The sequence below is a fragment of the Halococcus sp. AFM35 genome (genome assembly GCF_051195015.1).
GTDB lineage: Archaea > Halobacteriota > Halobacteria > Halobacteriales > Halococcaceae > Halococcus.
On record NZ_JBNTJU010000010.1, the window covers coordinates 81,512 to 102,612 of the forward strand.

Annotated in this window: 21 protein-coding genes and 2 pseudogenes; 7 read left to right on the top strand and 16 right to left on the bottom strand. The window is 64.5% G+C overall.

The features are described from left to right. Positions 1–14 precede the first annotated feature (14 nt). Positions 15–1,478, top strand: a complete 1,464-nt coding sequence (locus tag ACQUQO_RS09955; RefSeq protein WP_435077841.1) for a class I adenylate-forming enzyme family protein — start codon at positions 15–17, stop codon at positions 1,476–1,478. Here ACQUQO_RS09955 and ACQUQO_RS09960 read toward each other — a convergent pair. Further along, positions 1,475–2,158 (bottom strand): VOC family protein, encoded by a 684-nt coding sequence (locus tag ACQUQO_RS09960; RefSeq protein ID WP_435077842.1) that lies wholly within the window; start codon positions 2,156–2,158, stop codon positions 1,475–1,477. The two genes, ACQUQO_RS09955 and ACQUQO_RS09960, sit on opposite strands and share 4 nt — an antisense overlap. 73 nt (positions 2,159–2,231) lie before the next feature. On the opposite strand from ACQUQO_RS09960, the gene ACQUQO_RS09965 reads away from it, so the two are divergent. Together ACQUQO_RS09965 and ACQUQO_RS09970 are read left to right on the top strand one after the other, a co-directional pair. Further along, entirely contained in the window at positions 2,232–2,909 is a 678-nt protein-coding gene (locus ACQUQO_RS09965; protein ID WP_435077843.1) for a hypothetical protein, read from the top strand. Positions 2,910–2,956: 47 nt separating this feature from the next. After that, complete coding sequence (locus ACQUQO_RS09970) at positions 2,957–3,364, top strand: hypothetical protein (RefSeq protein ID WP_435077844.1); 408 nt, start codon at positions 2,957–2,959, stop codon at positions 3,362–3,364. On the opposite strand, the gene ACQUQO_RS09975 is transcribed toward ACQUQO_RS09970, so the two are convergent. Genes ACQUQO_RS09975 through ACQUQO_RS09990 form a run of 4 tightly spaced genes read right to left on the bottom strand, consistent with a single transcriptional unit; the run spans position 3,361 to position 5,859 of the window. After that, a complete protein-coding gene (locus tag ACQUQO_RS09975; protein ID WP_004054695.1) occupies positions 3,361–3,570 on the bottom strand; it encodes a ribbon-helix-helix domain-containing protein in 210 nt (69 codons plus the stop codon). The genes ACQUQO_RS09970 and ACQUQO_RS09975 overlap by 4 nt on opposite strands. 49 nt (positions 3,571–3,619) lie before the next feature. Further along, positions 3,620–4,408 carry an ABC transporter permease gene (locus ACQUQO_RS09980; protein ID WP_435077845.1) on the bottom strand — a complete coding sequence of 263 codons (789 nt, stop codon included), beginning with the start codon at positions 4,406–4,408 and terminating at the stop codon, positions 3,620–3,622. Next, on the bottom strand, positions 4,405–5,400 hold the full coding sequence (locus tag ACQUQO_RS09985) for an ATP-binding cassette domain-containing protein (RefSeq protein WP_435077846.1): 996 nt from the start codon (positions 5,398–5,400) through the stop codon (positions 4,405–4,407). Before ACQUQO_RS09985 ends, ACQUQO_RS09980 begins: the two co-directional genes overlap by 4 nt. A gap of 57 nt (positions 5,401–5,457) precedes the next feature. Continuing rightward, positions 5,458–5,859 carry a helix-turn-helix domain-containing protein gene (locus ACQUQO_RS09990; protein ID WP_435077847.1) on the bottom strand — a complete coding sequence of 134 codons (402 nt, stop codon included), beginning with the start codon at positions 5,857–5,859 and terminating at the stop codon, positions 5,458–5,460. Between the two features lie 152 nt (positions 5,860–6,011). Here ACQUQO_RS09990 and ACQUQO_RS09995 point away from each other — a divergent pair, with 152 nt between their 5' ends. Beyond that, the gene (locus ACQUQO_RS09995; RefSeq protein ID WP_435077848.1) at positions 6,012–7,271 is read left to right on the top strand and encodes an anion permease; all 1,260 of its coding nucleotides are present in this window, start codon (positions 6,012–6,014) and stop codon (positions 7,269–7,271) included. Between the two features lie 27 nt (positions 7,272–7,298). Here ACQUQO_RS09995 and ACQUQO_RS10000 read toward each other — a convergent pair whose 3' ends face one another. From ACQUQO_RS10000 to ACQUQO_RS10010, 3 genes are read right to left on the bottom strand one after another with little or no spacing between them, the layout of a single operon-like run. Further along, entirely contained in the window at positions 7,299–8,561 is a 1,263-nt protein-coding gene (locus ACQUQO_RS10000) for a M20 family metallopeptidase (protein WP_435077849.1), read from the bottom strand. Beyond that, positions 8,554–9,972 carry an APC family permease gene (locus tag ACQUQO_RS10005; RefSeq protein WP_435077850.1) on the bottom strand — a complete coding sequence of 473 codons (1,419 nt, stop codon included), beginning with the start codon at positions 9,970–9,972 and terminating at the stop codon, positions 8,554–8,556. The genes ACQUQO_RS10000 and ACQUQO_RS10005 overlap by 8 nt, the downstream gene beginning before the upstream one ends. Before the next feature lie 51 nt (positions 9,973–10,023). Then, positions 10,024–10,710, bottom strand: coding sequence for a helix-turn-helix domain-containing protein (locus tag ACQUQO_RS10010; protein ID WP_435077851.1), 687 nt, complete (start codon positions 10,708–10,710; stop codon positions 10,024–10,026). Positions 10,711–10,802: 92 nt separating this feature from the next. On the opposite strand from ACQUQO_RS10010, the gene ACQUQO_RS10015 reads away from it, so the two are divergent. Further along, positions 10,803–11,528: a DUF4013 domain-containing protein gene (locus ACQUQO_RS10015; RefSeq protein WP_435077852.1), complete on the top strand. Its 726-nt coding sequence runs from the start codon at positions 10,803–10,805 to the stop codon at positions 11,526–11,528. An 18-nt stretch (positions 11,529–11,546) separates the two neighbouring features. Next, on the top strand, positions 11,547–11,780 hold the full coding sequence (locus ACQUQO_RS10020; protein WP_435077870.1) for a helix-turn-helix domain-containing protein: 234 nt from the start codon (positions 11,547–11,549) through the stop codon (positions 11,778–11,780). A 58-nt stretch (positions 11,781–11,838) separates the two neighbouring features. Here the strand turns inward: ACQUQO_RS10020 and ACQUQO_RS10025 are convergent, their stop codons facing one another. The 4 genes from ACQUQO_RS10025 to ACQUQO_RS10040 all read right to left on the bottom strand — a co-directional run bounded on the left by ACQUQO_RS10025 (position 11,839) and on the right by ACQUQO_RS10040 (position 15,545). Further along, the gene (locus ACQUQO_RS10025) at positions 11,839–13,446 is read right to left on the bottom strand and encodes a BCCT family transporter (RefSeq protein ID WP_435077871.1); all 1,608 of its coding nucleotides are present in this window, start codon (positions 13,444–13,446) and stop codon (positions 11,839–11,841) included. 8 nt (positions 13,447–13,454) lie between these two features. Continuing rightward, complete coding sequence (locus ACQUQO_RS10030) at positions 13,455–13,640, bottom strand: hypothetical protein (RefSeq protein WP_435077853.1); 186 nt, start codon at positions 13,638–13,640, stop codon at positions 13,455–13,457. Between the two features lie 136 nt (positions 13,641–13,776). Then, positions 13,777–14,163: a RidA family protein gene (locus ACQUQO_RS10035; protein WP_435077854.1), complete on the bottom strand. Its 387-nt coding sequence runs from the start codon at positions 14,161–14,163 to the stop codon at positions 13,777–13,779. Next, positions 14,160–15,545, bottom strand: a complete 1,386-nt coding sequence (locus ACQUQO_RS10040) for an aspartate aminotransferase family protein (RefSeq protein ID WP_435077855.1) — start codon at positions 15,543–15,545, stop codon at positions 14,160–14,162. The genes ACQUQO_RS10035 and ACQUQO_RS10040 overlap by 4 nt, the downstream gene beginning before the upstream one ends. A 165-nt stretch (positions 15,546–15,710) precedes the next feature. Between ACQUQO_RS10040 and ACQUQO_RS10045 the strand changes: the two genes are divergently transcribed. Further along, on the top strand, positions 15,711–16,889 hold the full coding sequence (locus tag ACQUQO_RS10045) for a M24 family metallopeptidase (RefSeq protein WP_435077856.1): 1,179 nt from the start codon (positions 15,711–15,713) through the stop codon (positions 16,887–16,889). A 255-nt stretch (positions 16,890–17,144) separates the two neighbouring features. Here ACQUQO_RS10045 and ACQUQO_RS10050 read toward each other — a convergent pair. The 4 genes and pseudogenes from ACQUQO_RS10050 to ACQUQO_RS10065 form a co-directional block, all read right to left on the bottom strand. Then, a pseudogene (locus ACQUQO_RS10050) lies at positions 17,145–17,515 on the bottom strand (cobyric acid synthase); the annotation flags it as partial. Beyond that, on the bottom strand, positions 17,478–18,179 hold the full coding sequence (locus tag ACQUQO_RS10055; protein ID WP_435077857.1) for a cob(I)yrinic acid a,c-diamide adenosyltransferase: 702 nt from the start codon (positions 18,177–18,179) through the stop codon (positions 17,478–17,480). The pseudogene ACQUQO_RS10050 and the gene ACQUQO_RS10055, both read right to left, overlap by 38 nt. Positions 18,180–18,252: 73 nt before the next feature. Continuing rightward, positions 18,253–18,537, bottom strand: a pseudogene (locus ACQUQO_RS10060) (adenosylcobinamide amidohydrolase); the annotation flags it as partial. A 188-nt stretch (positions 18,538–18,725) separates the two neighbouring features. Continuing rightward, the gene (locus tag ACQUQO_RS10065) at positions 18,726–20,714 is read right to left on the bottom strand and encodes a transposase (protein ID WP_435077858.1); all 1,989 of its coding nucleotides are present in this window, start codon (positions 20,712–20,714) and stop codon (positions 18,726–18,728) included. Positions 20,715–21,101 lie beyond the last annotated feature (387 nt).

The window sequence follows — 21,101 nt, forward strand, 5'->3', positions numbered from 1 at the left end:
GCCAAGGAATATCCATGAATTTCGCCACCCGTGCCGACCTCGCGGCGCGGAACGCACCGACCGCCCTCGCGGTTGGCGACCGGAACCACTCAGTCACGTTCGAACAGTTGACCGAGCGCTCGGACCGCATCGCCGACGCGCTGGCCGACCGGGGCGTCGAAACCGGCGAGCACGTGGCGCTCGACCTGCCAAACGGCGTGGCGTTCGTCTGTACGTATCTCGGCGTCTTGAAACGTGGCGCGGTAGCGGTCCCGATAAACACGCGCTTTACCGACCAGCAGATACGGTACGTACTGAGCGACAGCGGTGCGGTCTGTGTCGTCACGAACGGCACTGCCGACGGCGAGAGCGAGGAACATCGGTACGGGGACCTGCTCGACGACGGAACGGTCGAACACGAGCCACTCCCGCGGCGAAGCGAGGAGCTGGCCGAACTGCTGTACACGAGCGGGACGACCGGCGCGCCGAAGGGCGTCTATCATACCCATGGGAATCTCGCGGCGAACGCCGACGGGTACATCAGCTACAACGAGTGGCGCAGGGAAGATGTGGCACTCACCGTCTGTCCGTGCTTTCACGTCACCGGTCTCAACATCACCACGACGCCCTTCCTCGCCCTCGGGGCGGAAAACCACCTGCTCGAAACGTGGCACATCGAGGCGTTTCTGGCGGCAGTCGAGCGCCACGGCGTCACCTACACGTTCCTGATTCCGACGATGGTCGTCGAGTTACTGGACTGCGATGGTATCGATGCGTACGACCTCTCGACGCTTCGGTCCGTCGGCGTCGGCGGGTCGCCGATGCCGAACGAGCGCATCGCGGAGGTCGAGCGGGCCCTCGACTGTGTGCTGCTCGAAGGCTACGGGATGACCGAGACGACGCCGCTTGCGGCGCTCAACCATCCGGGACCGAACGGGCGCAAGCCCGGCAGCGTCGGCCGTCCGGCGGGGGAGGCGGTCGAGGTACGTATCGAAGAGCCCACTACTGGGGAGGCAGTCGAACGGGGCGAACGCGGGGAACTCCTCTGGCGTGGCGATACGGTCACGCCACGATACAACAAGCGCCAGCTCACCGAAAGCACGTTCGTCGAGCGCGCGGGCAAGCGCTGGCTCACATCCGGCGACATCGGCTGGATGGACGATGATGGATTCCTGTTCGTCGTCGACAGAATAGAGGACATGTTCACGACAGGGTGTGGCGACGTCTCGCCGCGTGAGATCGAGGCAGTCATCTACGCCATCGACCCCGTACAGAAGGTCGCCATCATCGACCGAACCGACGACGTCCGCGGCGCGGCCGTGGTGGCAATCGTCACGCGCCGGAGCGAGGAGTCAGTCTCGGCGGCCGACATCAAACGCGCCTGCGAGCGCGAACTACAGAGCCACGAGGTCCCCGACCGAGTCGTGTTCGTCGAGGAGTTCCCACGCACCGCGACCGGCAAAGTCGACCGGGGCGCGCTCCGAAGCGAGTTCGGCTAACCGACGAAGGTCAGGAAGTGGCCATCGGAGTCCCGAACCCTGATTCCCTCCTCCCGATGCTCGACCGACCGCACCGACTCCCGCACCGCGTCGAGCGCTCTTTCGGGGCTCTCGACGCCGATGCCGAGGTCGACGTGGACGCCGCCGCGCGCGTCAGCCAGCCCCAACTGGGGTTCCCAGAGTTCGAGGGCGAACCTCCCTCCTGTGAGCCGCGTCCGACGGCGCTCTCCCCCGTGGTCGACGATGTCCATCCCGAGGTCGGTGTAAAACGACTCGGCGCGGGCGAGGTCCTCGACTTCGAGGACGACCTCGAACACCCCGCACACTCCCGGTCCCGGCTCGTCCGTTTCGCCGAGTTCGACGCAGTTGCCCTCGGTATCGTCAAAATATAGCGAGCGCGCGCTGCCGAAGGTGTGCTCGTCGAGCGTGAAACTCCCGGCGAGGCGCTCGTACCAGTCGTCGTATTCGTCGGCGGGAATCGAGAGCGCGTAGTGGGTGTGGAGTCCGCCACGGGGAATAGTTGAAGGTCGGCGGAGCACGAGGTCGGTCTCGCCGGCCGCGAAGGCGACCTCGGTGTCGGTCTCGCGGCTGGTATCGAGCTGCAAGTGCTCGCGGTAGAACGCGCTCGCGTGGTCGAGATATTTCACTTCGAGGGCGAGCCAGCGCAGCGCCGAAATCATACCTCCTGATTGGTCTCAGGGTATAAATATCCGCCACCGACGCGCTCATCCGCCGCCGGTCCGAGTGGTGGATATGCCGATGAAGGGGACGGGAACGGCGGCGTACGAGGAGATCGACCGCTTCGAGGGCGGCGTCGGCTGGCTCGCCTACCCCGACGAGCGGATGCAGCGCGCGAGCCACGCGCTCGCCACCGACGCGGGCGTCTGGCTGGTCGACCCCGTCGACGCCGCGGGCATCGACGACCTCCTCGCCGAGTTCGGCGAGGTCGCGGGTGTCGTCGTGCTGCTGGACCGTCACAAGCGCGACGCCGCACGCTTCGCCACCCGTCACGACGTATCAGTTTTCATCCCGTCGTGGATGAGCGGCGTCGCCGGCGACATCGACGCGCCGGTCGAGCGCTTCGATGGTGAACTCGACGAGACTGGGTATCGACTCCGAATGGTCGCCACCCCGCTGTGGCAGGAAGGCGCGCTGTATCACGAAGATGATGGAACGCTCGTCGTCTCGGAAGCACTCGGCACGGCCGCGTACATGCGAACTGACACCGAACGATTGGGCGTCCATCCGGCGCTTCGCCTGCTACCGCCCCGGAAATCGTTTCGGGACTTCACGCCCGAGCGCGTACTCGTCGGTCACGGTGCGGGCGTCCACGAGCACGCGAACCCGGCGCTCGGGGCGGCGCTGTCGGGGTCGCGCCGTCGCGCGCCGGCGCTCTACCTGAAAACCGCCCGACTCGCTCTCTCGGGCTGACTCGACGGGATTATGTCGCTCCCGAACCACGACCCGAGTGAGAGACGGTGGTGTATGCGACCTCTGGCTTGGCGGAAGCACTGTGCGACCTCGCCCGAGAGGCCGAACCGGAGTCGGTGACGATATCGCTTGCGACCACATCGGCCGGCGAGTTCACGGATTCGCTGCCGACCGAGACGCCCGTGTTCACGCATTTTTACTTCCCGGAAGCCGGCCGGTCGCTGTCGGCGGTGTTCGGGATGGACCTCGGCATGCCGGCAGGCCAGACGCAGGGCCGGTTCGTCTCGCATCCACAGGGGCGGCTCGAACTCGCCCGAACCGACGACCTTCATGGGGTGGTGTTCGTCGCGGTCCCGCCGTGGGAACGGAACGACCTCGCGGTCTTCTCGCGCAACGGTATCGAGCAGTCGCTCGACCTCGTCGATGCCGAGCCGCCGGCCGAGTTCCTCGATTAGCCCAAATACCCCAGATCACGGAGCTGCTCGGCGATCTCGTCGAACTGGGCTTCGGTGAGTTCGCCCTGTTTCTGGTGTTGGATGACGATGCTGCGCAACAGGAATCGAACGAGGTCGCTCGTGCTCTGGAAGCTCGTCCCTTCGATGGTCTCCTCGACCCGGTCGGCGAGGTCTTTGGGGATGGAGACGGTCGTGTAGTCGGTCATGCCGGAAAGAGGGGAAACGCGCGGATAGTCGTTGTGTTGTTTCGATTCCTCACTCGGTCAGACCGTAGCCGCGCTGGAAGAGGACGATGTCGGTACCGATGACCGCGACCGCCGCGCCGACGAGCACCGCGAGCGAGACGTTCGGGTCGATATCGGCGACGCCGAGGAACCCATAGCGAACGCCATCGACCATGTAGACCATCGGGTTCAGCAGCGAGACCGTCTGCCAGAAGTCCGGCAGCGCCGACAGCGGGTAGAAGACCGCGCCGAAGAACACGAGGGGGCGGATGATGAACTGGTTCATCACCGTGAGATAGTCGAAATCGCGCGCCCAGAGACCGCCCATGACGCCGAAGCCCGCGAAGAGAATCGTGATGACGAGGACGAACGCGACGACATATATGGGGTGGGCGAGGCTCACGGGCGGAATGCTCCCGTCGAGGTTCGTGAAGACAGCACCGACGACGGCGACCATCACCGCGATGACGATGCCCCGCAGCGCGCTCGCGGTGACGTAGGCGAAGACCATCTCCACATACGAAAGCGGCGACGTCTGCACTTCGTGGATGTATTCGTTCCACCGGCCGTGGAAGATGGTAAAGGACGCATTCTGAAAGGCGTCGCTGGTCGCCCCGAGCACCACGAGTCCCGGCAGGATGAAGAGGATGTAGGGGATGCCACCGGTGGCGCTGATGCGCCCGCCGAGGATGACTCCGAAGACGACGAAATACAGCGCGTTCGTTATCGCCGGCGGCAGGAACGTGTTCCACGGCCGGCGGACGTATCTGAGTATTTCGCGGCGAACGAGCGTCCGCAGCCCGACCGAGGCGAGACTCACGGCGAGACCTCCGGTGACGTGCGTTCGCGCTGCTCGGCGTCCCGGCTGTCCTCGCTATCCCCATCGCCGCCCCCGCCGCTATCGCCGGTCAGGGCGATGAACACCTCTTCGAGCGACGTGCGCGCGATGTCGATGTCCGTCACCGTATATCCTTGTCGGTCGAGCTGGCGGATGAGGGCGGGTGCGACTTCCCCACCGGTGGGGGCCGTCGCCACGACCGTATCGCCGTCGATTTCGACCGACTCGACGCGCTCGACGTCGATGTCCGAGACCGTCGCCGGCGGCTCGCGCAGGCGGAGTCGAACGGTGTCGTTGCCACGCGCCATCAGCTCGTCCGGGCTGGCGACGGTGACCTTTCGTCCATCGTCCATGATGGCGACCTCGTCACAGAGGCGCTCTGCCTCCTCGATGTAGTGGGTCGTCAGCAAAATCGTGGTGCCGTCGTCGTTGAGGTCGGTGATGATGTCCCAGAGGTCGTGGCGGAGTTCGACGTCCACCCCGGCGGTGGGTTCGTCGAGAATCAGCAGGTCGGGGTCCGAGACGAGCGCGCGGGCGAGCATGAACCGACGTTTCATTCCGCCGGAGAGCCAGTCGAAGCGCGAATCGCGTTTCTCGTAGATGCCCACCGTCCGCAGGGCGTCGTCGGCGCGTTCGGCGGCCTCGGCCTTCGGAATGCCGTGATAGCCTGCCTGATGGACCAGTACCTCGTGGATGGGAAAGAAGCGGTCGACGTTGAACTCCTGTGGAGCCAAGCCGATGCGCGAGCGTGCCCGTCGGTACTCATCATCGACGTCGTGGCCGAACACCGACGCCTCGCCGCCGGAGTTGCCGACCAGTCCCACGAGCACGTTGATGAACGTCGTCTTGCCCGCGCCGTTCGGCCCGAGCAGGCCGAAGAACTCGCCCTGCTCGACGTCGAGCGAGAGACCGTCGAGCGCCCGAACGTCGCCGTAGTTCTTCGCCAAATCCGTCGTCGAGATTGCGAGCGACACTGACCCGAACTAGCGCTGGCGAGTGATTAAGGGTGTTGACTTCACCCCGCTCGACCGTCAGCTCTCGGCAGGCATCGCCCGTCCCTCGGCGTCGTACTTCTCGCGGAACTCGCCGATTAGCTGCCCCATCTTCGCGTACCAGTCGTTCAGCATGCGCTGCATCTCGTCGGCGACGACGTCGGGGTCCGTGGGACGAAAGACATGGTAGTAGCCGCCCTGCTCGTAGTTGACCTGTTCTTTCTGGACGAACCCCGCCGTGAGCAGGCGCTGGAGCGAGCGATAGACCGTCGAGCGCTCGCGGTCGACCTCGGCGGCGATGTCGTCGACCGTCAACGCCTCGTCGCTACCGACGACGACCGCGAAACACTCGCGGTCGAGGTCGGTGAGACCGTGGAAACACTCGAGCAACCCCTCGCATTCCATGTCCGAACGGAGATGCTCGACCATCGCATCGGGCATAGCGAAGATTGACGAGCGACGGCTAAAGGTGTTGTGTATGGTGGGCACGACTGCACACGACCGGCTTCGAGCCGACTCGCCGTCGCCGCTGTTCCACCGAGGCAGGGAAACGAAACCGGTTTTTGTCGCGCCGTTCGAGAGCGGAACAGTTGATGGTCTCCGCGCTGCTGGTCGTCGGCGTGCTCGTGGCGGTGTTCGTCGGCTACAACATCGGCGGTTCCTCGACGGGGGTGGCCTTCGGCCCGGCGGTCGGCAGTCGCATCACCGGCAAGACGCTTGCTGCCGTGCTGTTCACCGGCTTCGCACTGCTCGGCGGCTGGACGGTCGGCCGCGAGGTCGTGACGACGATGGGCGGTGAAATCGTCCCCGCAGGCGAGTTTACCCTCGCCGCGAGCGTCGTCGTGCTCTTCTTCACCGGTCTCTCGTTACTCATCTCGAATCTCTTCGGGGTGCCGGCCTCGACCTCGATGACCGCCGTCGGCGCGATTGCGGGACTCGGCGTCGTGACCGATTCGCTCAACGAAACCGTGATGTTCGGCATCGTCTCGGCGTGGATCATCGCCCCGCTGGTCGCCTTCTGGGCCGGCGTCGTCATCGGGCGGTACATCTATCCCCACCTCGACGCGCGCATCTCCTTCGGCCGTATCGAGGACGGCCTGTTCGCGCTCGACCGCTCGGGGACACTGCCGCGACCGATGCTCAAGGAGGGTGCGACCGTCCGCGACGTCATCGGCGCGGCCGTCGTTCTGTTGGTCGCCTGCTATAACGGCTTCTCGGCCGGCGCGTCGAACACCGCGAACGCGGTCGCTCCATTGGTCGGGAGCAACGCCATCACCGTCGAGCAGGGCGTTCTCCTCGCCGTGGGCGCGATGGCAATCGGCGCGTTCACCATCGCCCGGCGCACGCTCGATACGGTGGGTGACGGCATCACCGACCTGCCGATTCTGGCGGCGATTCTCGTCTCGCTCGTCGGCGCGACCATCATCACGATACTGTCGAATCTGGGCATTCCGGCGAGCCTCGCGGTGAGCATGACCTCCTGCATCATCGGTCTCGGCTGGGGACGGTCGAGCCGCAGCGTGACGCTGGCCGACGCCGCGGGGTCGGCCATCGAGGGCGAGGGCAGACCCGACTTCTCGGTGGGCGCACTCGCCGCCGAGGGAACCGACGCCGGCCGACCGGACCCCGGCCCGACCGTTGGCGACCTCGCGACGGGCGACGCCGCAACGGAGTCGACGCCGGCCGACAACCCGGCCGAAGGAGTGCCGAAAATCGGCGAAGAGAAGCCCGAGGAACTGCCGACCGATGACCTCTTCGACGCGGCGGCCACCGGCCGCATCGTCACGCTCTGGCTGCTCACGCCGACCGTCTCGGCCATCGGCTCGTATCTCGTCTTCGCGCTCTTTTTCTGAGCAGCGCTCGCCGAACGCCACCGAGACTCACGCGCCGAGCAACGACACACAGCCGGCGGCGACGATGCGCGCGACCTCGACCACCTCGCCGGTGTAGACGAACTCGCCAGCCCCGTGGATGTTCTCGCCGTCCGGACCGATAATTACTGTGGGCAGCCCAGCCCGGTGGCCGAAGTAGTTGAAGTCACCGACGCTGGCGAAATGGCCCACGTCGGAGACGTCGCCGGTGACGCGCTCGACTCCCCTCGTCAGCGCGTCGACGAGCGGGTCGTCGGGGTCGGTGACGTACGGTCCGTAACGGACGTCGGGTGCGGGCGCGTCCCGAAACCCGATGTCGACGGCGGAATCGAGACCGAGGTCATCCACGACGCGCTCGGCGTCGGCGCGAACACGGTCTTCGTCCTCGCCGATGACGACGTGGCGGTCGACCAGCAGGCGGCAGGATTCGGGCACCGAGAGCGTCTCGCCGCCGCCATCGATTTTCAGCGGACAGACCGAGCCGTCGCCGAGGCGTTCGTGAGTACCCACCTCGATGTCGGCGAGCGCACCGGCCAGCCGCCCCGCATCGACGACCGCGTTCGTCCCCTTCTCGGGCTGGGAGCCGTGGGCCGCTTTCCCTGTGACGGTGATGTCGTAGAGGAATCGTCCGCGCGCGCCGAGCAGTAGCGCCGGGTTTTCGATGTCCTCTTGGGCGAGAATCGGTCCGGGCTCGGTGACGATGACGCCGTCGCAGTCGTCGGTGATTTCGTCCCGGATGAGCTGGTTCGCGCCCAGTCCGTAAGGACCCTCCTCGTCGACGACGGCGCTGAAGAGCACGTCGCCGGCGAGGTCGGCCTCGGCGAGCGCTTCGAAGGCGACCATGATGGCCGCGAGACCACCCTTCATATCGCAGGCCCCCTGCCCGTAGAGTCTCCCGTCCTCGATGCGCCCCGAGAGCGGGTCCTCCTCCCACGCCTCGACCAGTTCGACGGTGTCCATGTGGGCGTTCAACAGCAGCGTCGGAGCCTCGGAGTTCGTTCCCGAAAGCCGCGCGAGCACGTTGTTGCCCTCGAAGCCCGTGATATCCGACTCGCTGACCAGGTGATACTCGGGGTCGAGTCCGCGCTCGTCGAGCCAGTCGTGGACGAATTCGGTGATTTCGGCCTCCTCGAAGTACGGACTCTCGATGCGCACGAGTTCCTGGAGCAGCGAGATCGTCTCGTCGTGGTCGATTCTCTCGGCGATTCCATCGATTGCGTCCACGACCGCGGCGTCGGTGGCTGTGCTGTCGTCGGACGGCGTATCAGTCATCCGACGGCACCTCCTCGATGTCGGGGTCGTACTCGGTCGAGGGCACGCCGGGCAGCGTATCGAGAACCGCCCCGACATCGATGCCGGCCCGTCGCCCACGATACCAGTAGACGCCGAAGACGGCGAGACCGACGAGTATCCACGGCACGTAGATGATGAGCGAACCCTGATAGGCCTGTGTGAGCAGCGCGAACGCGCCGAGTGCGCCGACAGCCCCTGTGAGATAGAGGGTGCCACCGAGGTCGAAGCCCGCCTGTTCGATGAGTTCCGTTCGATAGACGCGGGCGTACAGGAGCGTCACCGAGACGGCGAAATACGCGATGAGGTAGCTGAACGTGGCGATCTTGATGGCTTGGTCGAGACCCGTCGTGTAGAAGGTGAGCGCCGAGGAGACCACATAGAGGGTGAACAGCGACCAGTGGGGCGAGCCGAAGCGGTCGTTGACGGCCGAAAACCAGCGTGGGAAGACGCCATCCCACGACCACGAGTAGGGCATCTTGATGCCGGCGGCCATCACCGCGTTCACGCTGGAGGCGGTGGCGAGCAGGCCGCCGATGGCGACGATAGCCGACCCGTTCGCCCCGAGGAATACTTCGGCGGCGTCGGCGAGGGGTCGCGCCGACTCGGCGAGCACGGTGTAGTCGGCCACGACGCCGTAGATGACCGCTGCCGTCCACATGTAGAGGACTGTGAGAATCAGCGTCCCGCCGACCATCGCCAATGGAAGGTTTCGGGAGGGATTCTTGACCTCCGCACCCATCTGCCCCGCGACCGCGATACCGATGTAGGCGTAGAAGAGGGGCACCGCGGCGGCGAGGAAGCCGTCGAAGCCGCCAGTGAAGAAGGGCTGGTAGTTCGCGGTTTCGACGGTGAACGTACCTGGAATCACGAGCACGAGAATCGAGACGACGAGCAGGCCGAAGATGAGGTTCTGGACGAGGCTGTACCCCCGAGAGCCGACGAGGTTCACGAGAAAGAGCACGGTGAGCAGGCCGAAGCCGACGAGTGCGATTTCGGCTTGTCCCGCGATGAGGTCGGGGAAGAACACTTGGAGGTAGCTGCCGAAGCCGATGGCGAGGACGGCGTCGGCGGCCATGTAGCCGAGCCACTTCGACCACGTGACCAGAAAGCCCGGAAGGCGCGTGTTGAACGTCCGCGAGACGTAGGCATACGAGCCGGCCGCGCCCGGAAACACCGTCGCCATCCAGCTGTAGTTGATGGCGATGGCCGTCGCGAGCGCTCCCGCCACAGCGACCACGAGGATGACGCTCGGGCCGGTCGTTGCGCTCGCGGTGCCGAGCGTAACGAACAGTCCGGCACCGAGCGTGCCGGCGACGACGGTGCTCATCGCGCCGAGCGGGCCGATGTTCCGCGCGAGACTCCGGTCGTCGTTTCGCTGTGCGTCCGACATACTAGTGTATTGCCGTGTGATGGCATAGCAGCCGTCTCTAGCATGAACGGGTCAGCGGCCGAGCAGCTTCGCCTCGGCCGTCCGGAGATGCTCCAGAAAGGTCGCCTTCGAGACCCCGAATTCGGCGGCGAGGTCGGCGGCGCTCGCCTCGCGCGGCCACCGATAGTAGTCCCGGCGGCGCGCGAGGTCGAAGGCCTCGCGCTGGCGCTCGGAGAGGTCATCAGTCGGGAGGACGCCGCTCGCGCTGTAGGCAGTGGTGAGATGCTCGATGCGGACTTCGGCGTTCATCTCCTCGCGGACGCCCTCGATGCGCTCGGTCACCGCCTCGCGGCTCGCGTCGACGAGCACCGTCCAGCACTCCCGGCCATCACACATCCGAACCGGCTCGTCGGGGATGAACCCACGCGAGACGAGCGCGTCGTTGATGGAATTTTCCTGTTCGTAGCGCACCACGATTGCGCGGCTCGCGCTGCCGGGAACGGGCGTCTCGCTCGGCCGTGCGTTCGCCTCCCAGACCGAATCGGTCAGCGACGAGGTGCGCGTTGCCTCGATCAGGGCCTCGACCGCGGCGGTCGTCTCGCCGTAGACGGTGAACCGACCGGTCGCCCTGCCATCGATGAAATAGACGCCGTGGCCGAGCAGTCCGCCATCCACTCCCTCGGTCACCTCAAGCGTCCAGCAGTCGGGATGCCAGATGTCGAGCGTCACCCGTAACCCCGTCGAGCGTGCTGAACCCATCCACGAGAGTTTGCTCTACGCCCGCAAAAGCCGTTCGCCGCTGATGGTGCAAAGAGCTATGTTGAATGAAAACAGTATGTATGGTGATTACTATGGACACCGACATCGAGACGCTCCTGCGTTACCCCCTTCAGTCCGAGACATGGCTGTCGACCGTGCTCATTGGCGGCATCGCGCTGTTGCTCTCGTTTCTCCTCATCCCGCTGTTCGTCGTCGCGGGCTACGGGATGCGGGCGATTCGCGCCGGCATGGACCGCGCCGCCGAACCACCGGTTTTCGACGACTGGGGTGAGCTACTGACGGAAGGATTCGTCGCCAGCATCATCGGGTTCGTCTACCAGCTCGTCCCGACGGTGGTCTTTTTCACCGTCGTCGGTGGGTCGCTCGCCGCACTGGTGACCGGTTCCGACCTCGGGGCCGGCATCGGGGTCGTCGGCCTGTTCGGCGGGCTGTTCGTCTGGTGGTTGCTCGCCATCGCCTTCGGCTACGTTGGCGTTGCCGGCGTTGCGAACTACGCCCGGGAGGGCAGCTTCGGCGCTGGCTTCGACCTCGATACCATCGCCAGCGTCGTCACGTCGCGCGAGTACCTCCTCGCGTGGGTATATGTCGTCCTCTTGAACATCGCCGTTGGAATCGTCGGTACCGCTCTCAACGTCGTGCCGATTCTCGGCGGCATCGTCGGCGTGTTCGTCGGGTTCTACGCGTTCATCATCGCGGCGTGGCTGCTCGGCGACGGATTCGCCGCAGCCACCAAGCGGGGACCGCGAACCACGTCGACCGGCGACTCGCCCATCGGAGTCGGCCGCTCGAAACCGTGACTGGCCACACTCACCGAACTGGAAGAGGCCGACGGGTCGCCGGAGAACGGTCACGGGGCGCTCACTGCTCCCCAAGCCGAACTGCTCACGGCGGCCGTCGAGGAAGAGTATTTCGACGTTCCGCGCCGCGTCACGATGGCCGACCTCGCGGCGAAGTTCGATATCTCGAATCAGGCGGCCTCCGAACGGCCGCGCCGGGGTCTTTCGAACGCCCTCCGGAACGGCGTCCTCAGCCATCCGAACGTGCTCTGAGTCGGCCGAACGGGAGACAGCGAGTCCGTAGCGACGGTAAAATCTGTGGTTCCCGCTTTCAATCGTCCTCCGTGGCCTCTGCGTCGGGCGGATTCTGGCTGCTGGAGCGAGTGCTCGTCCCGAACAGGACCGTCTCCTCTTGCAACAGGAGATTACCGTACTGCTGGCGGAACGATTTCGTCAGCCCGATGATGGTCACGAGACCGAGGACTGCTATCGGCAAGGCGGTGATGGCGGCCGCCGACTGGAAGGCGTTCGCCTTGCCGATGAGGATGAGAATCGCCGCGACGGCCCCCAACAGGACGGCCCAGAAGACGCGGCTGATCGCCGAGGGACTTTTCTTCCCGCCAGTGGTCAACATCGCGAGCGCGAGCGACGACGAATCCGCCGACGTGACGAAGAAGGTCACGATGAGCACGATGAAGCCGACGAGTAGCAGCGACCCGAGCGGCAGCGCGCTGTAGAGCACGTAGCCCGACACGGACTCGCCGAGTCGGTTGATGGGGCCGAGCAGGTTCGCCCGGCCGGTGTGCTGGAGCCAGACGCCGGTGGTGCCGAGGATGATGAACCATGGGACCGACGCCAGCCCCATCGCGCCGGTGCCGGTGAAAGCGACCTCGCGCACGCTGCGCCCGCGCGAGATGCGCGCGATGAACAGCCCGACGAACGGCGACCACGCCAGCGGCCACGCCCAGAAGAAGACCGTCCAGCTGTTGGCCCAAGAGTTGTTGTTCGCGGTGTCGAGAAAGAGGCTCATGCTGAAGAAGTCGGTGATGACGCCGCTCATCGCGTTGACCGACGTCTGGAGGATGAATACGGTCGGGCCGACGATGAGCGTGGCGACCATCAGCACGAAGAAGAGCACCATGTTGAAATCCGACAGCCGACGGATGCCCCTGTCGACGCCGAGCAGCAACGAAATCGTAAAGAGCACCGTCATGCCGGTGATGACGAGCATCGTCCCCGCGTCGCCGAGGGCGACGCCCCACTGGTATTCGAGACCCGTGAGGAACTGCCGGCCGATGAATCCGAGCGAGGTCGCCACGCCGCCGAGAGTCGCAAACACCGCGAGCACGTCGACGAGCGTCGCCCAGTTGCTGTCCTTGATGCTGTCGGCACCGATGAAGGGCGTCAGAATCGACGAGACACGCAGCGGTGCGCCGTGGTTGTAGACGTAATACCCGATGCCGATACCGAAGAGGGTGAAGCCGACGTACTGGGTAAACATCCAGTGGAACGCCGAGTACTGCACCGCAATTGGTATCGCGGCTGCGGATTTATCGGCGACCTCTCCGTACAGCGGCGGGACGTTGCCGTAGTGGAGCAGCGCCTCGGTCGGTCCCCAGAAGGCGGTGCCGGCCGCAAGCCCCGCCGAATACAGCATTGCAAAGTACGAGAAGTAGCTGTACTCCGGCGACTCGTCGCCGAAGCGGAGGTTCCCCCACGGCCCGACGATGAGAAAGCCCAGAAACAGCAGGAAAAACAGCATGACGATGAGATAGCCCCAGTTGAAATTCGAGAGTACGAACGCCTGCAACCCGCTGACGGCACTGACGAACGTGTCGGGGACCAGTAAGAACAGCGCGATGAACAGCAACGCGAGACCCGCCCCGAAGGTGAACACTATCGGGTCGACCTCGTCACGGAACTCCTCGATTGGACCCATCTCGGAACTCACGGCGTCTCACACTCCGTTTCGGAGCCGATAGCCTCGGGATAGCGCCCCAACGATTCCTCGGTCGTCCTGGTTTCGTTCGGGTGCGGGGCGACCGTCCGTCCGAGGGTCTGCGTGGGGTCGACCCAGTACCGAAGATTTGATTCGATGCCGTCGCCGAGCAGTGTGCCTGTATACCGTGTCATCTGCGTACCTCTATCACATCATCGGGAAAGACCCTGTTAAATCTTGCGGGAATTCGTATTCGGTGTAAACGGTTCGCGTTAATAGTGCGCTCGGCATCCCGGCCGACTCGCATCCAAAGACGGTGTGAGGGCCAGTTTACGGCTCGCCGAGATACGCGATGGCGTCCATCTCGACGGCGACATCGCCCGGTAGCCGCGAGACCTCGACACAGACGCGGGCCGGCGGCGTCGAGGGGAGGCACGCCCCATAGGCGTCGTTCATGGCGTCGTAGTCGTCGAGGTCGGTGAGATACACGGTCGTCTTCACGAGGTCGGCGAGCGAACCGCCCGCAGCCGCGACGGTGTGCTCGACGTTGCCGAGGACCCGTTCGGTCTGCGTGCCGACATCGCCCGCGACCTCCTCGCCGGTCGTCGGGTCGACCGGACCGTAGCCCGAGACGTAGAGCGTATCGCCGGCGCGGACGGCCTGCGAGTAGGGGTTGTCGTTCCGCGGCGCGTCGTCGGTCGTGATGCGTTCGGTCATTGCGCGGTCGGCTGCTCGGCGGTCGTCACGTGTGCGATGGCGTCGGCGACGACATCGAGTGCGGTGTCGGCGAGGTCGTCGGTGAGAACCAGCGGCGGCAACAATCGGAGGACGTTGCCGTGGCGGCCGGCGGTCCAGACGAGGACCCCGTGCTCGTAGCAGTACTGCTGGATCGCATCGACGAGGTCCGAATCAGGGTTTCCGTCCGCGTCGACGAGCTCAGCGCCGACGAACAGCCCTCTTCCGCGAACATCGCCGATGTGGCTGTTGCCGTCGGCGACCTCCCGCAAGCGCGTGCGGATGTCTTCGCCGAGGTCGTGGGCGTGGGCGAGCAGGTCGTGCTGTTGGATGTACTCGATGGCACGACTACCGGCTCGCATCGCCACGACGTGCCCGCGATAGGTGCCGGCGTGGTCGCCGGAGTCCCACGTGTCGAGTTCCTCGCGGTAGATGGTCGCCGAGAGCGGGAAGCCGATTCCCCCGAGCGCCTTCGCCGTGGTCATGATGTCCGGGGTCACGCCCTCGTGTTCGCCGGCCCACCACTGGCCGGTACGGCCGAGTCCGCTCTGAATCTCGTCGAATATCAGGGGCAGGTCGTTGCGGTCGGCGATGTCACGAAGCCCGGTGAGAAATCCTTCCGGCGGAACGACGACGCCACCCTCGCCCTGTATCGGTTCGACGAAGATGCCCGCCGGATTGGCGAGACCACCGTAGGGGTCTTCGACGATGGCCGTGACCTCTTCGAGCGCGTGTTCGACGGCCTCTTCGGGTGATTTTTCCTGTGCGAACGGGTCGGGATAGGGTGCGTGCACCACGTCGGCGAGCAGCGGCGTGTAGTGCTCTTTCGCTCCGGTGTTCGACGTGAGGCTGAGCGCGCCGCTGGTCGCGCCGTGGTAGGCACCCCGAAAGGCGATGAGACCGTCGCCGCCCGTGTTGTACTTGGCGAGTTTGATGGCCGCCTCGATGGCGTCGCTGCCCGTAGGGCCGCCGAAGACGACGCGGTTGTTGCCCTGGAGGTCGCCCGGCGCGATGTCGTCGAGCTTCTCGATGAGTTCGAGGCGTGCCTCGGTCGGGAAATCGACCGTGTGCACCAGTTTGTTGGCCTGTTCGTGGACCGCTTCGAGGACGTAGGGATTTGCGTGGCCGACGTTCAGCACGCCGATGCCGCCGAACATGTCGATGAACGTGTTGCCGTCGGCGTCGCGCACCGTCGCGCCCTTGCCCGCCTCGAACGCGATGGGGATGTCCTCGGGGTAGGCGACGGCGCTGCTGTCGATTTCGCGCTGTTTTTCGAGCAGTGCCTGTGATTCGGGACCGGGGACGTTCCCGACGCTCGGGGCATCGTCGAAATGCAGGTCGTCGATGGGTGGACTATCGACCATGATAGAGGTCATGACGAACGAACGTAAATAACTTGTCCACAGTTATTATGGCTACTATATACAGAAACCGTATCCAACTTGCCGAGAGTGGGCTGGTCTCTATGAAATCCGTTTTCACCGTACACAAAATTTATGACGCGATTCGCCGAAGGACGTGAGAGACCCATGCCCGGTGGTGTATTCGAACAGGCAGAGTACGAGCGGCGTATCGAGCGGACGAAAGAGCGCATGCGCGAGCGGGAACTGGATGCGCTCGTGGTGACCGACCCCTCGAACATGAACTATCTCGCGGGCTACGACGGCTGGTCGTTTTACGTCCCGCAGGCGGTCATCGTCACCCACAAGCGCGACGAACCCATGTGGGTCGGTCGCGGAATGGACGCCAACGGCGCGCGGGCGACGACGTGGCTCGCAGAGGAGAGCATCCACGCCTACAGCGACGACCACGTCCATTCCCCCTACGACCTCCATCCGATGGATTACGTCGCCGGGGTGCTGGAGGACCTCGGCGTCGGCGACGGGACAATCGGGGTCGAGATGGACGCTTACTACTTCACCGCGAAGTCCTCCCAGCGCCTGCGCGAGGGACTGCCCGAGGCGAGTTTCGCGGACACGACGCTGCTCGTGAACTGGATACGGATATACAAATCCGAGCGGGAGTTGGAGTACATGCGACAGGCAGCGCGCATCTCCGAGAACGCGATGCAGGCCGGACTGGAGGCGGTCGGCGAAGGCGTGCCCGAGTACGAGGTCGCCGAAGCCATCTACGCCGCGCTCATCGAGGGCACGGAGGAGTACGGTGGCGATTACCCCTCAATCGTCCCGCTTTTGCCCTCGGGCAATCATACAGGAACGCCGCATCTCACGTGGACCGACCGCCGCTTCGACGAGGGCGACCCGGTCATCATCGAATTGTCTGGCTGCCGGAACCGCTATCACTCGCCGCTCGCGCGCACGACGTTCGTCGGCGACCCGCCGGAGAAGCTGACGACCACGGCCGAAATCGTCGTCAAGGGTATCGACGCCGCGCTTGAGGCCGCCGAGCCGGGCGTCACCTGCGAGGCAGTCGAGAAAGCGTGGCGCGAGGTCATCCAATCATATGGCATCGAGAAGGAAGACCGCATCGGCTATTCGATGGGCCTTGGCTACCCGCCCGACTGGGGCGAACACACCGCGAGCCTCCGTCCCGACGACGAGACGGTGTTGGAGGAGGACATGACCTTCCACATGATTCCGGGCATCTGGCAGGACGACGTCGGCGTCGAGATCAGCGAGACCTTCCACGTCACGGCGACCGGTGCAGAGACGCTCGCCGAGTTCCCACGAGAACTGTTCTCGACCTGATCGGACGCTGGTGAATTGCCTCCGAATCGAATCAGTACTCTTCAACAGAAATCTACTGCACGATGCGTTCCGGCGATGGACACTCGACGGTCGTAGTCCTGTCCGTCTTGGCGAAAATGCACGTATCACCGAAGCAGGATACAGACTAGTAACTATCGATCACTGAGAATCCATGGCGGGTTGATGTGATGAACCAGCTCTGCGGCCTCAACGTATGGGAGAATTCGACGTTCTCCCCTCCCCCTCCCCCACAACCCAGTGTTCGTCGTAGTCCGTTCCCTCTCGTAGTGGCCAACCGCTTCGCCGTGAACCACGAGCTGGCTTTCGTCATCGCCGCGGGGCTGCAACAGAACGGGGTGCATGTCCGTGGTCGGCGCAACGTTCGCGGCGCGGGCCTGCACGTACTGGGAGACGCCGGTTTCGCCCCAGCGATGCTTGAGAGTTACGACCGCCCGCGCGTCGTCGCTCATGTTTTGGGCTTTGTACGGTGCGACCGAGATACCCCTTGAAAGACGTCGACAGAGACCGGCCACGACCGTACTGTTCCCGACGTGGCTCGCCGTTCCGGCGACGAGCAGGGCCGTGTCATCAGTATTCGGTTCCCTTCCGCGCGCGGTGGCCCGCATCGAAGGGATGTTTCCCCTTTCGCACGTTCGTCACGAGGTCGGCGTGGTCGTCAATGTAGTCGGGATTCTCGTGGCCGCCCGTGAGGACGAGTTCGAGGTTTGCGGGTTTGGTTTCGACGAGTTCCACGACCGCGGATGGCTCGACGAGACCGCGGTTCGCGGCGTACAGTATCTCGTCGAAGATGAGCATATGCATACCGTCCTCGGGTGGTCCATCGAGCGGCAACGGCGATTGCAGGTCGGCGTCGTTCGCCGCGGCGAGCAACTCACGGGCGCGTTCGAGCGCACCGCGGGCTTTCGCGGCGTGCTCGTCGTCGGCCGACCCATCGAGGAACCCGTGCCAGCCGTAGTGACCGCTGTTCTCGTAGGTGAAGCCGGCCATCACCGCGATGGCGTTGTACTCGCCGCGGGTCGCCTCGACGCTCGACGCCCCGCCCTTCATGAACTGGAGCATATGGACCCGGTAGCCGTGTCCAGCGGCTCGGAACCCCATCCCCATCGCCGCCGTCGTCTTGCCCTTTCCGTCGCCCCACCATGCGTGGACGAGTCCGAACGCCGCCGGTGCTGCTGGCTCGATGGGGCGAGCGTCCGGCGATTTGCCGCTTCCGGGCGTCCTTTGGGACTGTTCTCCGCTATCGCGTTCGTCGGTGGTGTCGTTCGTCATTGGTGGTATTCGGTGGTATCTCGTATCCGCGTCGGCGGTCGGTACGTTCTCGCGAAGGGAGGGAATCGCTCGTTCACGGCGTGAACACCTCCGCACGTCGGTCGGTGACGACCCCGTGTTCGGCGTCCGCGACCGAACGGGGAACCTCTCGTTCGGCGTATCGTGAGCGGAAACTCGCTCGGACTGCCTCGCGGACGCATGCACGAGCGGCAGCACCGACCGGCGTCGCGCTCCCGGCGAACGTCGCCGGTTCCCCGGTCTCGTCGCTGCCGACGACGACCGCGTCCGTCGTCGTGCCCGAAAACCCCGACTCGGCCAGTAGCGTCGCCGTCTTCGCCTCGACGACGACCCCGAGGAGCTGATGTCGGCTAGGTAGCTGATCAATGCACGGATCGAGTGTTCGTTCCGGCTATTTACTCACTGTGATAAACAACCGCTGACCAATCTCGGATCACCATCCCGGAATCGGGCAATCAAGGCATGAAATAAACACCCGCTGAACAGTGCCGCCGCTCACGGACCGACGGTCACGGAAGTGATCGGACGTCAATCAGGCGGATCGAGACCGTAGAACTGCTTGGCAACGGTCAGAAACTGGTTCGCATCGACGCGCGGCGCGTATGACGTGTTCTCGCCGTCGATGGTGAGCTTCACCAGCAAATCGACCAGCCGCCAAACGTTATACAGTACGCACGCGAACACGAAGTTGAAGAACCGATAGTCGCGCTCGGTCGAGGTGGTCCGCACCATGAAGTGCTTCTGCTTCTTGAAGCCGTTCTCAATACCCCAACGACGGCGATACCACCGGATCAGCCGCTCGATCATATGGATGAACGCTCTCCCGTCCATCTGCTGATCGCTAGCGTCACGCGCTGTCACGTATGGATGGTTCGTCTCGAACACCACGGTTTCGGAGGTATCCACGTCTCCGTCCTGCGCCTTCTGCTTGCGTTCTTCGACTTCCTCTTCACGCTGGATGTCCGCGAGCAGCCGCGAGAACGACATCCGCTCGCTTGGTTCACCTCCTACATCGTCGAATTCCCACTCGCCGCACATCTCTTTCCACACTTCTGAGAGGCTGTCGTCGTCATCGTCATCCGAATTCGACCGTTGCGGGAGGTAGATTTGCTTGCGTGTGGCCGTGGCCTCGGGTGTCTCCTCCTCGGTGACGTGGAAGCGCTTGCCGTTCCGATACATCCACGCGATGGTGTCGGCCTCGTCGCTGCGCTCGAAAATACGGGTGGGATTCAGGTAGTGGATGCCGTATTCCTCACAGGTCTTCTTGACGGGCTTACTATCGAACTCGCGGTCCATCATTACGAGGTCGATGTCGACCATCTCGGTCGCCTCTGACAGCAGCTTCTCAACGATCTCATCTTTCGACTGTCCACGCACGCGCGGGATAGCGTCGAGCACGAGCGGGACGTCCATCCCGACGATTTTGAGCACCGCCCACTGGTAGTAGTCGTTTCCGTCCTTGTACCCGAGAATATCATTCTCGTGGTCGTCCACGTCGCCGGTGAACGGGAAGCCCTTGGTCACGTCGATGGCCGCCATGACTGTCCCGTTGAGTTCACCGTTCTGGCGGCCGCGAGCGATCAACATCCGCGTGGTGTTCCGGAGCATTTCCCGGATCTCTTCGACCGAGAGCTTGCCGATCTGGTAGCGGTGGGTCGATCCCGTTGGAATGCGCTCCCGCGTGGTGTCGAGCGAGAATGAGCCTGGACCGCTCCGGGCGTACATGTCCTCGCGCATCCCCATGTAGGCGTGCTGTTCCCAGAAGGCGTTCTCGTGGATCTGCCAGTTCTGGCCCCGTTTGAGCACGAACGCGTCGGTCACGAACGGCTTGGCCTGCTGCCAGACCTCGTCGGTCTTCTGGGCGAGGAGCTGGCGTTCGGGATCATCGCCGGACTGTGGCTCGTCGGCCTCATCGGTGTCGACTCGCTCGGGAAGGGAGACATCGCAGGTGCGCGCGGCCGTGACGATTCTGTCCGCGCACTCCTGCACGGCGTCGCGCAGTTCCTCGCTGAAGCGCTCGTTCCACCCTCGCCAAAACGTCGACTGTGCCGGGAGCGTCTCGAAGCCGAGTTCACGGCGGAGCGGCGGATTCACTCGCAGGTGGTCGTGGAGCGCGGTCTCGTCCCAGTCGTTGATCTCCTCGACGATGAACGCCCGCACCAGTAGCGCCACCGAATATGGTCCCGAGTACGACACTAACGAATCGTGCGCGGCGAACGTGAGGTGGTCGATCGGCAGATCGCAGACCAGCGTCTCGATGTCCGTGTAGTCCTCGCAACGCTCGCAGCGCGACTGCGCGATGGTCGTGACGTCCGCGACGAATCTATCGAGGTCGACTGCCTCTTCAGAATCGAGGTCGAATAACCGGGATCGCTCGGGATGATCGGTGGCGCTGGCGGCGAGAGTCGGTGTGACCGACTTCGCGGTGTCGTCCGGTCGGTCTGCGGCTGGTGCCTGCGTGTCGATGCGTGCGTCGGTGTCGAGTGATTCGGTCTCCGACGGTGAGTTCGTACCCATGGCATGTGCATCACCGTCACCACAACTCACCCGACAGGCGGACGCTGGGCGGTGTCTCGTCCGTTACGTGCGTCCACTGTGGTGCCATAGGTTTCTGTCGGGTACGACGACCGTCCCGCCACCCGGATATAATCCGTTCGGTTTCGCCTGGAGGAGAGGCTAGCTCCGAGTGCGTTCTCTTCCGCGAACAGTCACCGCTCTGGAGTTCTCGGTGAAGTACTCGGCCGCGCACCGCGGACATCAAGCGACGGGGGTTTCTTCTCGCCAGCGTCGACCTTCGCGTGCTCGAGACGCCACTGGTCGCAGTTTGCCTCGGTCCATGCGAGGATGCTCTGTGCGTGGAATCGGGAGTTTCGAAAAGCGGCCGTAGTGTGTTTCTCACGGTCT

Excerpts from the sequence above, each read along its gene's own strand:
- ACQUQO_RS09955 (WP_435077841.1), top strand. The coding sequence starts at position 15 with ATGAATTTCGCCACCCGTGCCGACCTCGCGGCGCGGAACGCACCGACC.
- ACQUQO_RS09960 (WP_435077842.1), bottom strand. The coding sequence starts at position 2,158 with ATGATTTCGGCGCTGCGCTGGCTCGCCCTCGAAGTGAAATATCTCGAC.
- ACQUQO_RS09965 (WP_435077843.1), top strand. The coding sequence starts at position 2,232 with ATGCCGATGAAGGGGACGGGAACGGCGGCGTACGAGGAGATCGACCGC.
- ACQUQO_RS09975 (WP_004054695.1), bottom strand. The coding sequence starts at position 3,570 with ATGACCGACTACACGACCGTCTCCATCCCCAAAGACCTCGCCGACCGG.
- ACQUQO_RS09990 (WP_435077847.1), bottom strand. The coding sequence starts at position 5,859 with ATGCCCGATGCGATGGTCGAGCATCTCCGTTCGGACATGGAATGCGAG.
- ACQUQO_RS09995 (WP_435077848.1), top strand. The coding sequence starts at position 6,012 with ATGGTCTCCGCGCTGCTGGTCGTCGGCGTGCTCGTGGCGGTGTTCGTC.
- ACQUQO_RS10000 (WP_435077849.1), bottom strand. The coding sequence starts at position 8,561 with ATGACTGATACGCCGTCCGACGACAGCACAGCCACCGACGCCGCGGTC.
- ACQUQO_RS10005 (WP_435077850.1), bottom strand. The coding sequence starts at position 9,972 with ATGTCGGACGCACAGCGAAACGACGACCGGAGTCTCGCGCGGAACATC.
- ACQUQO_RS10010 (WP_435077851.1), bottom strand. The coding sequence starts at position 10,710 with ATGGGTTCAGCACGCTCGACGGGGTTACGGGTGACGCTCGACATCTGG.
- ACQUQO_RS10015 (WP_435077852.1), top strand. The coding sequence starts at position 10,803 with ATGGACACCGACATCGAGACGCTCCTGCGTTACCCCCTTCAGTCCGAG.
- ACQUQO_RS10025 (WP_435077871.1), bottom strand. The coding sequence starts at position 13,446 with ATGGGTCCAATCGAGGAGTTCCGTGACGAGGTCGACCCGATAGTGTTC.
- ACQUQO_RS10030 (WP_435077853.1), bottom strand. The coding sequence starts at position 13,640 with ATGACACGGTATACAGGCACACTGCTCGGCGACGGCATCGAATCAAAT.
- ACQUQO_RS10035 (WP_435077854.1), bottom strand. The coding sequence starts at position 14,163 with ATGACCGAACGCATCACGACCGACGACGCGCCGCGGAACGACAACCCC.
- ACQUQO_RS10040 (WP_435077855.1), bottom strand. The coding sequence starts at position 15,545 with ATGGTCGATAGTCCACCCATCGACGACCTGCATTTCGACGATGCCCCG.
- ACQUQO_RS10045 (WP_435077856.1), top strand. The coding sequence starts at position 15,711 with ATGCCCGGTGGTGTATTCGAACAGGCAGAGTACGAGCGGCGTATCGAG.
- ACQUQO_RS10055 (WP_435077857.1), bottom strand. The coding sequence starts at position 18,179 with ATGACGAACGACACCACCGACGAACGCGATAGCGGAGAACAGTCCCAA.
- ACQUQO_RS10065 (WP_435077858.1), bottom strand. The coding sequence starts at position 20,714 with ATGGGTACGAACTCACCGTCGGAGACCGAATCACTCGACACCGACGCA.